The organism is Paenibacillus agaridevorans (assembly GCF_003112455.1).
GTDB lineage: Bacteria > Bacillota > Bacilli > Paenibacillales > Paenibacillaceae > Pristimantibacillus > Pristimantibacillus agaridevorans.
This window is the reverse complement of the sequence record NZ_BDQX01000036.1, coordinates 64,312-80,638: the sequence shown is the minus strand read 5'-3', so window position 1 is coordinate 80,638 and position 16,327 is coordinate 64,312. Positions and strand designations below refer to the sequence as shown.

13 protein-coding genes are annotated in these 16,327 nt (G+C 50.2%); 4 read left to right on the top strand and 9 right to left on the bottom strand.

Features of this window, described 5'->3' with window-relative positions:
* Nucleotides 1-9: 9 nt before the first annotated feature.
* From PAT3040_RS02480 to PAT3040_RS36705, 3 genes are all read right to left on the bottom strand, one after another.
* Complete coding sequence (locus PAT3040_RS02480; protein ID WP_246608596.1) at nt 10-621, bottom strand: FHA domain-containing protein; 612 nt, start codon at nt 619-621, stop codon at nt 10-12.
* Between the two features lie 200 nt (nt 622-821).
* Nucleotides 822-1,544 carry an HIT family protein gene (locus tag PAT3040_RS02475; RefSeq protein WP_258234792.1) on the bottom strand — a complete coding sequence of 241 codons (723 nt, stop codon included), beginning with the start codon at nt 1,542-1,544 and terminating at the stop codon, nt 822-824.
* A gap of 260 nt (nt 1,545-1,804) precedes the next feature.
* A complete protein-coding gene (locus PAT3040_RS36705; protein WP_108991418.1) occupies nt 1,805-2,149 on the bottom strand; it encodes a hypothetical protein in 345 nt (114 codons plus the stop codon).
* Between the two features lie 186 nt (nt 2,150-2,335).
* Here PAT3040_RS36705 and PAT3040_RS02465 point away from each other — a divergent pair, with 186 nt between their 5' ends.
* The 4 genes from PAT3040_RS02465 to PAT3040_RS02450 all read left to right on the top strand — a co-directional run bounded on the left by PAT3040_RS02465 (nt 2,336) and on the right by PAT3040_RS02450 (nt 7,816).
* Entirely contained in the window at nt 2,336-3,046 is a 711-nt protein-coding gene (locus PAT3040_RS02465) for a response regulator transcription factor (RefSeq protein WP_108991417.1), read from the top strand.
* 27 nt (nt 3,047-3,073) lie between these two features.
* Nucleotides 3,074-4,516 (top strand): sensor histidine kinase, encoded by a 1,443-nt coding sequence (locus PAT3040_RS02460; RefSeq protein ID WP_108991416.1) that lies wholly within the window; start codon nt 3,074-3,076, stop codon nt 4,514-4,516.
* 115 nt (nt 4,517-4,631) lie between these two features.
* A complete protein-coding gene (locus PAT3040_RS02455; RefSeq protein WP_181376408.1) occupies nt 4,632-5,399 on the top strand; it encodes an ABC transporter ATP-binding protein in 768 nt (255 codons plus the stop codon).
* Nucleotides 5,396-7,816, top strand: coding sequence for an ABC transporter permease (locus tag PAT3040_RS02450; RefSeq protein WP_258234791.1), 2,421 nt, complete (start codon nt 5,396-5,398; stop codon nt 7,814-7,816). The genes PAT3040_RS02455 and PAT3040_RS02450 overlap by 4 nt, the downstream gene beginning before the upstream one ends.
* Nucleotides 7,817-8,481: 665 nt before the next feature.
* On the opposite strand, the gene PAT3040_RS02445 is transcribed toward PAT3040_RS02450, so the two are convergent.
* The 6 genes from PAT3040_RS02445 to PAT3040_RS37920 form a co-directional block, all read right to left on the bottom strand.
* On the bottom strand, nt 8,482-9,330 hold the full coding sequence (locus tag PAT3040_RS02445; RefSeq protein ID WP_108991415.1) for a carbohydrate ABC transporter permease: 849 nt from the start codon (nt 9,328-9,330) through the stop codon (nt 8,482-8,484).
* Between the two features lie 22 nt (nt 9,331-9,352).
* A complete protein-coding gene (locus PAT3040_RS02440; protein WP_108991414.1) occupies nt 9,353-10,234 on the bottom strand; it encodes a carbohydrate ABC transporter permease in 882 nt (293 codons plus the stop codon).
* A gap of 174 nt (nt 10,235-10,408) precedes the next feature.
* Entirely contained in the window at nt 10,409-11,743 is a 1,335-nt protein-coding gene (locus PAT3040_RS02435) for an ABC transporter substrate-binding protein (RefSeq protein WP_307719149.1), read from the bottom strand.
* 153 nt (nt 11,744-11,896) lie between these two features.
* Entirely contained in the window at nt 11,897-12,682 is a 786-nt protein-coding gene (locus PAT3040_RS02430; protein ID WP_108991413.1) for a response regulator, read from the bottom strand.
* Nucleotides 12,683-12,685: 3 nt separating this feature from the next.
* The gene (locus PAT3040_RS02425) at nt 12,686-14,497 is read right to left on the bottom strand and encodes a sensor histidine kinase (protein ID WP_108991412.1); all 1,812 of its coding nucleotides are present in this window, start codon (nt 14,495-14,497) and stop codon (nt 12,686-12,688) included.
* 203 nt (nt 14,498-14,700) lie between these two features.
* Nucleotides 14,701-16,327: S-layer homology domain-containing protein (locus tag PAT3040_RS37920; protein ID WP_219930226.1), on the bottom strand; the 1,627-nt coding region annotated here is incomplete at its 5' end.

Below are 16,327 nucleotides of genomic sequence, written 5' to 3'. Positions count from 1 at the left end.
CGCCTTTCGTTAATACGATTTCACTTCGGATTCCAATACGTAGCCGCTGCCCCGCACGGAGCTGATCATAAACGTGTCTTTGCCGAATTTTTTCCGAAGCCGGTAGACAAGCGTGTTGAGCTCATCCAGAGACACGTCGGGTATGCCATCTCCCTCTACCGTTCGTTCCGGCCAAACCGTGGTCTTAATGACATCCAGCGGCACCAGCCGGTTCGCATTATCGTGAAGCAGTCGAATGAGGGAATATTCTTTCTCAGACATCGGAATTCTTTTACCGTCCACCACGCATTCACGTTTCTCCCAATGGATGGTTAAGGACAGATGTACGGCCTGCAGCCGTTTGGTTATGCTAAGCGGTTCAATATCCAGCGTCTGATCTGCAGACAAATAAGAAAAGTGAAGCACCGTCATCCCTTTGGCCAGCTTGATTATATCGAAGTTGTTGAGAACATACGGCTGATTGGGTTTGACCCGCTCCCCGTTAACTTCGGTTCCGTGAAGGCTGCCCAGATCATACAACACCGCCTGATTCCGCTCCCGGCGAATGGAGAAATGCTGGCGAGATACAAATGCGTTCGTAAACGCCACGTCCGGCGTCGCTTGATGGGATGCTCGTCCCACTATCGTCTCTTCCTCGTTCAAATTTACGCAGGTGCCTGAGGGAAATGGTTCGCCTCGTATGACGTAAAGGCATGCAAAGTTTTCCAAGTTGACCTCTCCGTTCGCGATGGCAAGCTGCCATATTTAATAATCTAGCCATTCTGCTATTGATCGTACCCCATTCGGGAGAGGAAGAAAAGCTCATCTCCCTGACGTCAGGGTCACAATTGGGGCATACCGTCTTTTAGCTGCTCCGCTATTCGTTGTTTCACCACATCTAAAGAATGCCGTGATTTAACGGCCGGCTCCTTCCAACCGAAACCATCGTTGTTGTATCTCGGAAACACATGCATGTGGTAATGTCCCAAATCGTTAAAGCTCCCGCCATTTTGCATAATGGATATTCCGTCAGGTTTATAAATCATTTTAAGGGCATTGGAGATGCGTACGGAAGCGTTCATAATGGCATGTCTGGCGCTTATATCCGTGTCCGCCAATTCTACAAAATGCCGCTTGGGCAGAATCAAGGTATGTCCTTCATTAAGCGGGTCTATATCCAGCAGGCAAGTCACATAATCGTTTTCGAATACGACATGCGCTTCCTCCAATCCGTTGGCAAGGCGGCAGCCTAAGCAAGATGGGACATCAGGCACAGAGCTCAATCTTTTCTCAGCAGCTTTAGGCTCTACAGATTCAGTTTCCTGATTTGGCGATGGATGCGCGATATGAAACTTCCCCTGTTTATACCACTGTATAATTCGTATGGCCCCGAATACCAGTACAAGACTGAAAACAAACCACATGAATACAAATATCCCCATTCTATTAATCTCATTGAGACCTTTGGCGTTCGTTATAATGTACGTAAAAAAACCTATATTATAGCAAACCAAAAAAACGTAAGGAATAATCCATGCAATAAAAAATCCTACTCTCAGCTTCAAAACCATCACCTCTTTTTTTCTCAAGATCGCATTGCTAGGTCAAAGGGACGCTATCGGACACCACAGCCCTTATTTTGCAGAAACTTCATACTTTCTAAATCTAACCGACATCAGCGACTCTATTTGAGCAAAAGCCACGCGCGCCGGCCTCCCTTTTTACTCAAATAAGGTCATTTCTGTCCGTTAGATTTCCAAACGAGCCAGTTTCGGCGAAATAGTGTTTGTGATGTCCTTTAGAACCATAAACTCGCATTCGAGCATCAATTAAAAACGTGCTCCCACCAGAACCCGTCGCGCATCTCAAATAATAGGCCAAACACGCCAAACGTTCGCGTCGTTATAATTTCTCCATTTTCAAATTTGTAGTTTCTTTCGGAGGAGGCATGTAAATAAGATCTCCGAAAATGGCCGGATTTCGATTGAATGACTTTTTCATCAGCATAACATACATGGCCGAACTCAAAGTCGGGTTTGCATACGATTCCATGTTTCTTTGCAATGAATCTATCGAATCTTCCCTCAGATGGTACCGTCGCGAACATTAGGCTTACGATAACGACGACTCCTATCGTCAACCACTCCAAACGGCTTCGTTTTCTTTTCAAAATTCGTCCCCCCTAAACATACGGGAATAACCGCATTAAGCCCCATTTCGACAAACGCTGCGCACATCCCTCTTTTTGGGATATTTATAATCCTCCATCCAACTCGTACAACATGCCAAACCTATCAATCCATTGGAAGATGAAGTAGAATAAAAGGAAATTGGGACACGGAATGGTGAGCGCGCGATGGGCATACAAAAGAAAATACTCATTATTGACGACGAATATGATATCGCTCGCGTACTGCGGGATTATTTGACCAAAAACGGATATGAAGCCGCTGCCGCATCCTCTGGGAAAGACGCCTTGCGCATGATGGAACTGCTGCAACCCGACTTTGTTATACTGGATCTCACGCTGCCCGATATGGACGGCATCCAGCTTTGCGGAGCCATTCGCGAGAGCAGCGACGTTCCCATCCTGATTCTAAGCGCCCGAGGCAGCGATACGGACAAAGTGGTCGGACTGGGCTTCGGCGCGGACGACTATATGACAAAACCTTTCTCTTTGACGGAGCTGCTCGCCCGAATCAACGCCCACTTCCGTCGATACGACGGCATGAATGCGGCCAGGAAACAGATTCCGGAGAACGAGGGCACGCTTATCCTGGGACATCTCGTCATCGACAAGAAGGGCTACAAGGTTATGGCTAACGGCTTGGAGGTCTCCCTCTCCGCCAAGGAGTTCGAGCTTCTCCACTATCTGGCCAGCAACAAGAACCAGGTGTTCTCCAAAGCCCAGCTCCTCGATGCGGTATGGGGCTACGCCGCTTATGGCGACGAGAATACCGTCACGGTCTACATACGCAGATTGCGGGAGAAGCTCGAAGTCGATCCTTCCAAGCCCGCCTGCCTCCGAACGGTATGGGGCGTGGGTTATAAATTCAGCTTGGACTAAACAGAGAAGCGGAGTTGGCGGATCCATATGAACGTTTGGCTAAAAAGCTGGATCGGCGCCTTTATGGCGTTTTTTTTCCTGATGACGGCAATAGGCGGCTGCTGGTTCCTTTACGTGACGAACCAAGAACGGAATCATGAGTCGGATTACGTCATTAACGAAGTCCGCCTGGCGGTAAATCCACTCCTGCTCTTTATGGAGCAGCATTACGAAAACATCCGAGACCAGCATGTGCAAGCAACGCTTCGCGCATTGACAGGGGAGCATGAAGTGGCGCTTACCTACGCCGGGCTGAGCGGGGAAATCTTGTTCTCGACCTCTCCTTACAAGCAAGGGGATCGCCTCAATCTGCGGTCCTCTCTTCACTATGACTTGCACGAAGCAACGCAGAACGACGGAAGTTATCGTATTACATTTCCCGTTCTGGATGCTGATACAAACTCGCATGTAGCTAACGCGATTTTCCATATCGCCAAGGAGAGGCTCGGGAGCGACTCCTCTTCTGCCTTTCCGCTAACAATGTTGATCGTGTCGTTCCTTCTTTTCCTGGGATCAGTCGCGCTGCTGTTGGTTATGCGAATAAGCTTTCATTCCCGTATTCGCTCCCCTGTCCGGACGTTACAAGGTCGTGCCGAAGCCATTCTTAGAGGCAACTATGAACCTCCGTCCCACATCGGGACACAGTTTGCTCGCATGGATGAGCTCGGCGGCCTTTATGCCATGATGGATCAGATTACCCTGGAGCTTAAGGAGCAGCGCAAGCAGCGGGCCAGACAGGAGAAGGCGCAGAAGGAGCTTATCACCAACATTTCGCATGAGATTCGAACGCCGATTACAACCGTCAAAGCCTATATGGAAGCCATACTCGAAGGCGTGTGCTCCGACCGCGAGACGATGCTGGAGTATGTCGGCATTATGCGCAATCATACGGACAAGATGTCCAGACAGGTGGAAGATCTGTTCCTCCACGCCATGGAAGAGCTCGGTCAAATATCGGTGGAGCCAAAGGAGCGTTATAGCATGGAAGTGTTCCCTCCGATTTTGTCCACTTTAGGTCATTATGCACGAACGCAAGGCATTGCTTATCGCGAATCGTTGAACATGCCGAACGTCCTGCTCCCTGTCGATGCCGCGCGAATCGAGCAGGTGCTGACGAATCTCGTAACGAACGCGCTTAAGCATACGTCGCCAGGCGATACGATCCATATATCCGCTGATCTGGAAGAGAATCATCTTGTATTTACGGTTGCGGATACGGGCAGAGGCATTCGGCCGCAGGATATGCCGTTCCTGTTCGAGCGCTATTATCGCGGACAATCCGGCGTGCCTGGCCAAGCTATTGCGACCGAGGGCAACGGCTTAGGTTTATCCATCTGCAAAAACATCGTCGAAGCCCATGGTGGCGTCATTTCCTTCAAGAGCCGGGAGGGCCAGGGAACGGAGTTTTATTTTACTCTGCCCCTCTGTTGAAGCTTCGTTATGCAAAGCGGACTTTTCCCTGTAAGGATTTATTTATAATTTGATAAGCGGATTGCAAGATCGAGCCCCTATACTGTTGCTTACCTAATAGATACAGGGAGTGATCATGTTGGAGAGACAAGTAATTATAGCCGCAAGAAACCTCTGCAAAACCTACAGCGCCGGCAACGAACAATATCATGCCGTTCGAAACGTGGACCTGGACATCCACGAAGGCGAATTTACCGTCATCATGGGCAACTCGGGCTCCGGCAAGTCCAGCTTGCTCTATCTGCTTAGCGGACTGGATAACGTAACGGCCGGCGAGGTTTACTTTCGCGATCGGCGCATCGATCAATTTGGCGAGCGAGAACTTTCGGACTTCCGCGCAAAAAATATCGGTTACATCTATCAGAGCATTAATCTGGTCCCCGATCTGACGATATGGGACAATGTTACGCTGCCAGGCTACATCGCGGGACAAAAGAAGGAAGCCATAGCCACCCGAGCGCGAGAGCTCGCTCATACGATGGGCATTGAAGGCCAACTGGGCCGTCTGCCCTCGCAAACATCCGGCGGACAGCAGCAGCGAGCCGCCATCGCCAGAGCTCTTATTAACTCGCCGGACGTCCTATTTGCGGACGAACCGACCGGCAGCCTGAATTACGACCAAGGCGTAGCCGTGCTGGATTTGCTCAGCGGGATGAATAAGGACGGCCAGACCGTCGTTATGGTCACCCATGACATCAAAGCGGCATGCAGAGCCGACCGGCTTATCTACATCCGAGACGGCAAGATCGGAGGCATTCTCGAATTCGGCAAGCAAGGAGACATGAATACGAACGATCGGGAGGCTTTGATTTTCTCATTCGTGTCCCAGAAGGTGAGAGTATGATAACGGCCATCTGGAAGCTTGGCAAATCGTATCTCGTTAAGAATAAAGTACAAAACGCTTTCGTCGCCCTGCTCGTTTTGTTATCCGCTTTGCTTGTATGTACGGCGACCATTATCGTATCCAATACCGGCGACCGGTTCGACGAAATGCACATGCGTACTAACGGCTCTCATCAAATTCTGACTTTCGAGAAGAAGCTGCACGATCCAGAGGCCGTACAACATTGGTGGCAATCGCAGCAAGGCGTTCAAACTTCGGATCTCATGCGATACCATACACTGTCCGGCATCGTTCATCAAGGCAAAGATATTCCCAATCTCTATATGTTCATGATGGAAACACCAAAGAACACCCCGTCCGTCGATCAGCTCATCGTTACCGAAGGAAAAACGGGAGTGGAGCCCGCGCCCGGCACCATATGGATTCCCACCTCGATGGCTTATCCGGCCGGCATTTCTTTGGGAGACGAAATCTCTATTCCCGTAGACGGGACCAAGCTAGAGCTTCAGGTATCCGCTATCGTAGTCGATGTTCCGTACGGTGCTCCTTTCTCGAACACGGCCCGCGTCTGGATGAACCATGAGGACTATGAGACCCGAATAGATGGCTTGGACGGAGGCAGCAACTTTTTGCTGGGACTTCGGTTCGACAACTACGGAGATAATCTTGCTTATTGGCATTCCTTCTCGAGCGCCATGGGCACGCCTTTCCTGGAAAGCAAGATGGAGTTCGAAGAAATATCCTCCTTTTATCTCATCATTAATCAGATCGTTGGTTTCATTATGATTTTTTTGGGCGCCGTCATGCTGATCATCGCCTTACTGACGATTGGCTTTACGATCTCCGATGGCATTTTGGCCAATTACAGGACGATTGGCGTCTACAAGTCACTCGGGATGACTTCCCGCGCGACGATCCTGCCTTATCTTCTGCAATACGGCTTATTGTCGGCCGCAGCCATCCTGCCTGCTTTCGCGCTAAGCACCGTGCTTGCCAAGATGATCATCGATCTGAGCGCGTCGTCGTTGCGTACACCTAGCTCCGGGTCAGCCATTCAAGGTTTAGGAGCTGCGGTCATCGTGGCCATCATGGTTTTTGTGCTTGTGCTGCTTTTCGTCGTCGTTTATGCGAGGCGAGCGCGTGCCGTCATGCCGGCCCAGGCCATTCGTTACGGGATGTCGGAGGGCGACAGCAAACTCCTGTTAAGCAGATCGAATGCGGCGGACTCAACCGGAATCAGGTTCGGCCATCTTCCCGTCAGCGCCGCCATCGGGCTTAGGAACCTGTTGATTAACCGGAAGGGCACCGTTATTATGCTCATTCTGACGATGCTGGCCTCCTCCGTACTGACGTTAGGTTCCGTGGTGTTGAGCAGCATTGGCGGCATTCAGGGCACGGCCGCGCAGTGGGGATATGATTCGGCTAACGCAGCCGCCATGGTCGTGAACAAATCCGCTTTTCCTTACGACGAATTCGAGCAAACGCTCGCATCGGACTCCCGTATCTCGGGGTATGGCTGGCAAGGCAATATGACGGCAATCGTCCAGTCCGGAAGCGTGGCGAGCGATCAGCAAAACTCGGCTTCCGCCCCTGCTTCAAGCCTCTCTCTCAGTATTCTCGAAGGCAGCTATGAGGAGCTGGGCTTCGCGAATCTGGAGGGGGATCACCCTGTTCTGCGGAACGAGATCTCCATCGGCGTTCAAGTGGCGAGAAACCTGAACAAGCAGCCGGGCGACACCATCGACGTGTATATTGCCGGCCAAAGGGTAACGATGATCGTAACCGGCATTTATCAAGCCATTGCGAATATGTCCAACTCGGCGCGTATAACGATGGAAGGCGCGCTTGCGGTTTATCCCGACTTCAATAATCGTGACGTCGCATTTATTAATGTCTTTAATCCGAAGGAAGCAAATGCTGTCGTCAGCGATCTGAACGGCCGCTTTAAGGAAACGGCTTCCATCGTCACGCAAGGTACGCTGCTGGATTCCGTATACAATCAAGCTTCCGCCATACTGGTCTATCCCATGAGTCTCATGGGACTGCTGTTCCTGCTCGCGACTTTCCTCATTATATACAGCACCTGCCGCATCAACATTCGGTTGGCCAGCAAAACCTACGGCATCTACAAATCGATTGGCATGACTTCCGGTCGGATTCGCGGAGCGATTGCGCTTGGCATCGTCGCTTTGGCGTTCAGCGGCACGATCCCCGGCATCGTACTCGGCATCTTCGTCCTCCCTGTTCTCTTGGAGATGGTACTATCCGGCTACGGCATCGTGAGTTTGCCGGTCATTCTTAATGGCGGAAGTATTGCCTTAGCCGCTATTATCAGCGTCGCGGCGGCTTTTCTCGGCTCATGGGCTTCGTCCAAGGTCATCCGGGATACTTCGCCTCGCATTCTTACTATTGAGTGACCCCCCCCCCACTTAGGAGCGGAGCTTCAAAATATTCTATTGCTGAAAGGAAAGCTCTAATCCTTGAAAATAAAGCATCCGGACCAAACGTGAGGCCACTGAAGAACTTACGTTTATCTTTTCCACTAAGTTAGGTAAAGAGAAGAAAGGCATCCAATCCCATATTTCGGGGAGATGGATGCCTTTCTTTTCGGCTTTAGTGACTTCTAGATCTGGAATTCTCAGATGGTTAACTTCAATATTCGCTTGAGATTCACAGCAAATATGGTCATGGCCCCTTGCATTTCCATGCCAAGCAGACCCGAGGATGTGCTCGTTCAATCCTTTGGCATTAATCCTAATCGCACCTTCAATGCGAACACCTCGCATTTCGATTCGCTATAAACGACTTACTCCGTTCCAAGTCGTTCTCGTCATCCTCGTTATTCTAAGCTACAATTGCTCATCCCCTCCTGAACAGCCGAAATTGCACGTGCCATCCCCCATTTCGCAGCTTTCAAGGGGATGGATGCTTGTAAACGCTATAATTACACAAAAGACAGCCGGCTGTTCCGGCTGTCCCTGATCATTTTCTTATGTTGCATTCACTCGAACGTCCAAGAGTTTCATTCACGTCATCGTTCCACGTCAAGACGATCTCCGTTTGCGGCGTCGAACGTGGTTCATCATCCTTTGACCGCGGAATTGGTTAAGCCCTGAATAATGTAGCGCTGGCCAATAATAAACACCGCGATCATGGGCAGGATTCCCGCCGACGCGGCCGCCATCATCCCGTTGTAATCAACCGTGTTCTCCAAAATGAAGTTTTGAAGGCCCAGCGGCACCGTGTACAAACCTTCATCGATCAAAAACACGAGCGCATTCTCGTAATCATTCCAATGCCAGGAAAAATCGATAATCGCGAGCGTTGCAAGCGCAGGTTTGGCAAGCGGCAGCACAAGCTTAAAAAATATTCGAAAGTGTCCCGCCCCGTCGATAAATGCCGACTCCGTAATTTCGTTCGGGATGGACAAGAAAAATTGGCGAAGCATGAACACTCCAAAAATCGTAAACAACCCCGGCAAAATAAGCGCTAAATGCGTGTTGTAGATGCCGGCCCACTCAAACATAATAAATTTCGGCACAAACAGGACTTGCGGAGGAATCATCATCATGGAGAGATAAACCATGAACAGCGCTTCCCGTCCTTTGAAGTGGATACGGGCAAAGCCGTAAGCAGCGAAAGCCGATAAAAAGGTAGCGCCAACCGTCGCGATAATCGAGATTTTGAGCGAGTTCACATAATAAGTGCCGAAGCTCTTAGCTCCCGTCCATACCTTTACATGATGCTCCCAAGTGGGATTGGAAGGAATCCACTTGATGGGATATTCGAACACTTGAATTGGCGTTTTGAGCGATGTGCTGATCATCCATACGAACGGTACGATCATAATGACCGCAAAAAATAACATGATCAGGGTTATCCCGCCTTGCTTGGCCGTACTAGCCGTCACAACATTTTTGGACTTTGCCATCTATGGTCTCCCCCTTCTTCGATTAATAGTGAACCCATCTCTTTTGACCGATCCATTGCACGAGCGTGATGAGCAGAATGACAACGAACAAAGCCCAGGAGAGCGTCGATGCATAGCCCATATCGTAGTAGCGGAAAGCGTTCTGATAGACGTACAAGGACAGGATCGTTGTGCTGCTGCCCGGTCCGCCTTGCGTAATCGCTTGTATAATGCCGAACGTTTTGATCGTCATTATTAGTCCCGTTATAAGGAGCAGGAACGTCGTCGGACTCACCAATGGCCAAATAATTTTCCTGAGAATTTGTCCCGGCTTGGCGCCGTCGATCTTGGCTGCCTCCAGCAGTTCCGGCGATACTTCCTGCAGTGCCGCCAGATAAATGATCATGTTGTAGCCGAGCATAAACCAGATCCAGATAATATCGATCGCGAACATGGAGGAAGTAGTCGTCGACAACCAGCCTGGAGGGTTGTCGATGCCGATGCTGCGGAGCAAACCGTTAATCGGACCTTGCTTGGGATGGAACAGCAGCATCCAAACAAACGCGACCGCGACGCCGCTAGTAATATACGGCATGAAGTAGATGCCGCGAAGCAGCTTCTTTAAATAAATTTTTTGATTCAAAACCACCGCCACGATAAAGCCGATGCCGATCGAAACTGGTACGGCAGCCAGGAAAATGACCGTATTTTTAAGCGACTTGTAGAACATGGGGTCCTTCACTAGCCTGGCGATATTAGCGAAGCCGACGAAATCGACGTTTGGATTCATGAACTTGTAATTCGTGAACATGAGACCGAACGAATACGCCGCCGGAATTAGGAAAAACAGTAGTACACCCAACATGCTGGGGCCGATAAAAATGTAGCCGAGAAGCCGTTGCCTTTTCATCCAGTTATTAGTCATACCTCTGATCCTCGTTTCATCTTGGAATATGACAAGTGTACCAAGCGTCTCTGCTGCAGGTAATGAACATATCTACCGGATTCATCCTACGATTTTATACAAAAAAACCGCCTTGGAAAGGCGGTTTCGCGAATCGTATTCATCAAATCGTTCTATTGTCTTTCTTCGAATGTCCTATTTGTTTAGCTTCAGGAATTCGTTGTGACGGCTCACCATTTTTGCGATCGTCTCATCCAACGATTGAGTGCCAAGGAAATAATTTTCGTATTCTTGCGTACGCATGTCGATCACTTCTTGAGGCAAGCTTCTAACGTACGTCGGCGTTTCATTCTCGAACATGACGTACTTCAAGGAGTCCAGATCGTACGTATCGGCTTTATCGCCAAGCAGATTGTCCAGCGCCGTAGCCTGATCGGCATCCTTGGATGCCGGCACTCTGCCGCCAGAAGCCATCGGAGCCATCCCCCCGTCCGCATACCATTTCAGGAATTCCCATGCTGCAGCCTGTTTTTTGGATTTGGCATTGATGGAGATGTAATCTCCCAAGCCGCCGCGCGTCACGTAATCGGATGCCGCTTCCGTCAGACGAGGGACCGGCGCAAACGCGATTTTGAAGTCGCGAGGGAAATCCGTGAAGTTATTGGAGCTGCGCAGCAACCAAGCTCCGATATTCAGCATCGGTACGTTGCCGCTTAGGAATTCCTGCTCGACCGGCATCTTTGACGTTAATTGCTCGCCGAGCGGAGGCGTCGATTTATCTGTCGCCATCATGCCGTTTAATGTTTCCAGCCATGACTTGACGAGCGGTTGATCCAGTTTGGACGTTCCATCAGCCTTCGTGTAACCTTCCTGCGACAAGACGGAATCCAGCGGATCGGCGTAAGGCTCGATGTGTTGAAGGAAACCGTAACCATCGCCAGTCTTCAACTTCACCGCATATTCGCGGAGCTCATTCCAAGTCCATTCTTTCGGCACTTCAAGTCCAGCCGCGTCGAGCGCATCCTTGTTCAGTGCGACAAAATAAGAGCTTTTCGTCGTTGGCACGCCATAGAATTTCCCGTTGATCTTCCAGTTCTCCGAATCGCTGCCCATCTTTTCTTCGATGTTGTAATCGGTGAAGCCGCTCAGGTCGAGCGCAAATCCCGAGTCGATACGTTTGTTTGTGTGGGAGAGCGTATAGTTAACGAATAAATCTACATCCTGCCCCGTCATCATGGCCGTATCCAGCTTGAGGTTGCCTTCGTCATCATTCACGTAACGGACGTATTCGACTTGAATGTTCGGATTTTCTTTATTCCATGCGTCGACAACGGCTTGTGGGCCCGATTCCGGCGGAACGCCTCCCCACATCTTAAGCTTGACTGTCTCACCCGATGTTATTGGCGCGCTAGCGGAAGGCGATGCCTCCGCTCCCGTATTAACTGCGTTTCCATTACCGGAACATCCTGTCAAAACGCCCGATGCGATCACGAGCGACGTCATGCCAGCAAACCATGTTTTTTTGCTCACTTGCTTTCGACCTCCTTGATTGTCTTGTTTTTGTTGATGCAAATCAAGGATAACAAGCCCCGGGGGCGGTTATAAGTAACAAAATCACGTTTCGGATGGAACATAACTTTGTAATTTGCAAGCGTTTCCGGCAGCTCCCCCAACCAAATCGTTCTATCTGGCTTGTCGATATTGGCTCGGTGTCGTGCCGGTCATCCGCTTAAATATTTTAATGAAATAATTGTCGTTCATAAAGCCGACATTCTGCCCAATCTGATTGACGGGAAGCTCCGTCGTTGCCAGCAGCTCGATTGCCTTCTCGATGCGAATCCGGTGCAAATAATGGATAAGCGTTTCCCCCGTTTTTTTCTTAAACAAAGCGCTTACGTAATTTTCGCCCATCATCACATATTTGGAGAGCGATGCTAGCGTGATCTCCTCGGCATAATGCTGGTTGATGTATTGAATGATCTTTTTCACCTCGGGATGCGTAATGTTGTGCAATAGTTGATCCCGTTGGTGAGAAGGTTCCGGTTGCAACGCGGTGCCAACCGGTTTGGTAATGCCGATAGCGGGCTTCGTCGAAGTCAGCTCGGCGCCAACTTTCGCAAGCGTCTCCCTTAAGTCCTTGACGCTCATCGACAGCTTCAGAATATAATTGGAAGCCCCGAACTCCATCGCCTGCCTCATCGACTCGAAGTCCCCTAAACAAGTCAGCATGACGAACTTGGACGGTATGCCCGCGCGTCTCGTTTCCTTCAGCAGCGTAAGTCCGTCCATCACGGGCATCACGATATCGCACAGCACGAGGTCCGGAGGATCTTGTCGTATGATTTCGAGCGCTTCCTCGCCATTGCTTGCTTCTCCGGACAACGTAAAGCCCATGTCCTCCCATCTGATAATCTCCTTCACGGATTCGCGGACAAAGGTCTCGTCCTCCACCAGTAGCACCTTCCACATCGTCTATCCCCCTCCTCCTTCATCATCGATAGATCGCTCCGTCTGAAGCTCGTAGGGCTCAGCCAACAAAAACGGCAAGTTCATCCGGAATAACATGCCCCGCTTCAACTGAACCGCTTCCAGGGAAGCCCCTTCCTTAAAGAGCAGCCGCAAGCGTTCGCGTACGTTATGCAGTCCGATGCCCGGACGACTTCGTCCTGCTTCCCTCATCAATTGTGATTGCTCCATGCCTACTCCGTTATCTTCAACTTCCAACACCAGTTGCGATGGGTTGCTCTCCGCGAGCCCCATTCGGATATATATGCAACCCCCGTCGTCCAGGCTTGCGATTCCGTGCTTGATCGCATTGTCCACCAAAGGCTGCAAGCTCAGCTTGGGCACCAGCGCATACTGCAAGTCTTCCTCGTAGCTGAACTCGACTACGAATTTATTGCTGTACCTCACCTGCTGAATATAGATAAAAGCTTTTGTTAATTCGATTTCCGTTCTCAAATGAATGAGATCCACATCCGAGTTCAGACTTATTTCCAGCAGCTTGCCAAGAGAAAGGCAAATTTCCACGATTTCTTCGTTGCGGCTTCGCAATCCGATCCACTTCATCGTATTAAGCGTGTTGAGCAGAAAATGCGGATTGACCTGGGCAAGCAGCATCTGGAAGTGCACGGCGTCACGTTGCCGTTCTTCCGCTTTCAGCCTGTGAATAAGCGCATTCATGTCGACCATCATCCCATTAAAGGTTCGCGTCAACTCCAGCACTTCACCTTTATAATTTTTTTCCGGCAGCCGTATGCGCAGGTCCTTGCGCACCGCTTCCTTCATTTTGGCCTGAATATGGGATAACGGTCTTGTAAATGCATACGCAATCATGAAAGCCAGAATAATAAATGAAACCGTAATGACAAAAAAAGTGACAAAGTATTGTTGCTTCAAGCTTTCGATTTCTTGGAACAACACGCTTAGAGGAATCTGATTGACCAAATACCAATCCAGCGAGGACAAATAGCTGTAATTGACAAGAGCGCTCTCCGATCGGTCTGTCCAATAGCCGTTCGCCGGCGCTTCTGTGACTTTGGCGATCGCATCCCCCGTCAATCTTGCATCCGGCGCCGACCTCGATATGATTTCGCCTTTGTTCGACAGGATGAAATAGACCTGCTCGGTTGCCGATTTCTGCAGCACGGATTGAAACCAGAAGGAGAAATCAATGCTGATGCGAGCCCACCCGTATACTTGACCGCGATTATCCTTAAGAGTCGCATAAAGGGAAAGAAGCGTCGGGCTCTTCGAAATATCCGGCGAAACATAATTCTCGTCGTCGGAAACCCAGAAATACGATGCGCCGGTCTCTCTCATCTCCCGAATGTATGGATTGGAGGCGATCGCATCGTAATCTAACGTATACCGCGGCGGAACGGAGGCGTAATATCCTTCCTCATCATCCAGCAACGTGAAATAAACGGAAGGATTGTATAGGAAGAAGCTGTTATTGAGATTTTTGAACTTCCTTTCTATCAAGCGCTGGTTCTCCAGCACGTTGCGTTTGTCGGGATATTGCAGAACCTCCCGCACATCCGCGTCCTGCTCCAGAAAAATAAGCGTCTTGAACGCAATGCTAAGCTGATCCTCGAGAGAGCGATGCAAATTATCAAGCTGCTCATGGCTCTGCTCACTGATTTTGTTCTGAACCAAAGTCTCGATTCTCTGATAATTATAGATATTCAATACGCTGAACGGCAACAGAATGACTAACACGAACACAGCGAAAAGTCGATATTTGAGCCTATGAGGAACGAGCTTTCCCAACCAGCCGCGCATTTGAGATACCCCTTTGTTTTTGGTGATCTCATTATAGCATCATTTTATTTTGGATAACCCCAATCGTGTCGAAATACATCATTTTGTAGGATGTCAAAGTGGCACAACATCAAATTGTTCTATCGTATAAGGGGAACTATATATCCCTTGAGATGCAAAAAGCATTCGGATCAAAAATGACCGAATGCTTTTTGCTGCCAATATTATTTCATTAATTGCAGCAAGTTCCACACCGCCTGGATGGATTCTGCCCGTTGCGTAGGAGTCTTAGGATCGAAATGACCTTGACCTTTGCCCTGCATCAAACCGAGCGCAATCGCTGCTGCCACTTCACTCTCTGCCCATGATGAAATCCGATTGCTATCGTTTAATGGAGCTGCGCCCTGCTTCGGCACCGGCTGCTTGCCAGACACAAAAGCGTAAGCGCGTACGAGCATCACGGCCATCTCTTCCCGGCTAATCATCTTGTCCGGGCCAAATTCATTGGCCGATACGCCTTTAATCAGGTTCGCTTCATAAGCTGCTCCAACAGACGCCGCATACCAAGCGTCCGAAGGCACATCTGCAAAGGAATGCGCTCCGGCCGATTGCAGACCTAACGCCCTGACGAGCAACGTTGCAAACTCGGCGCGCGTCGTCATGCCCGTTGGCTTAAACAAACGATCGCTGACGCCGTTAACGATATGTTTGGCTGTCATCTCCTTCAAGGCCTGATGCGCCCAATGCTCCTCCGGAACGTCTTCGAACGTATGGTCATACGCCATTACGCTATAAACTCCCGCGTGATGCACCGCCACCTGGAACTGATGAGAATCGCTTTCCGTAATTGCGCCCACATACTCCCAGCGGCCACTGGTCTCATTGAGGTAATACACCCCTAATAAAGCGATATTGTTTTCTGCAGGCTCATAAGATAGCGTGAGCGTCAGCGGTTCTGGCAACAAGGTTCCTGTCGCCGCCGGATCCCGCGCCACCTCTACCATACTGCCTCCCCTGCTAAGTCGGCCTGGGTATGCCGAACCTTGTTGGGCAAGGGCCTTGGCGCGTTGCGCTTCTACCGGCACTATCTGCTCTGCGGGCTCCTCAACTTCAGGCTCTGGTTCTTGCGCGGGAGGCGTTACAGGGTCGACCGGCGTACAGCTGTAGCAAATGTCAGCCGCCGTCCGAACGTTAACCGAAGGTCCGTTCGTGCTCCACACATTTTTGTTTGTACCCGCTTCTACCTTGAAGGTATAGGCGGTATCCGCCGTTAATCCCGTCACCCGGTAGCTGGTCACGTCGCCACCTAGTTCAATGATCTCGTTGCTGCCGTTATAGAGTTTATACCCCGATACGTCCTCGTCTCCGGAGATACCCGACCACGTTAAGGTGACCGCAGATGTGCCGACGTTCGTCGCGCTTAACACGCCATCGTTCCATACGGGGGGAAGCTCGGGAGCGACAATTGCCGCATCCTTGCGTCCATAATACAACCGTTTATTGGTGATATCCACCAAATAGAGAATATCGGAGCCAAGTGAGCTAGATTCGACTGACAATCGTTCAATCGGTATACCGGGCGCAAGGACGTCATGATGCCATTCTCCGTCGGCTAATATAGAAACCCGAGCGCGATCGGCGCCCGCTGCCGTTGCATAATAAACTCTAATTTCCGTACCGTGGCTCGTAATATCAATGGCCGCTTTGGTATCCTCCGAGGCGTAGACGGTTTCCTTCACCCACTCTTCCTCGTCGAAACGAGCAAGCTTCACTTCGAAAATATCGGGATTTGCAGCGGTTTTGTAACGATAGGCCACTAATGGCCGGTTGTTGTCATCCAGAACCAGCTTT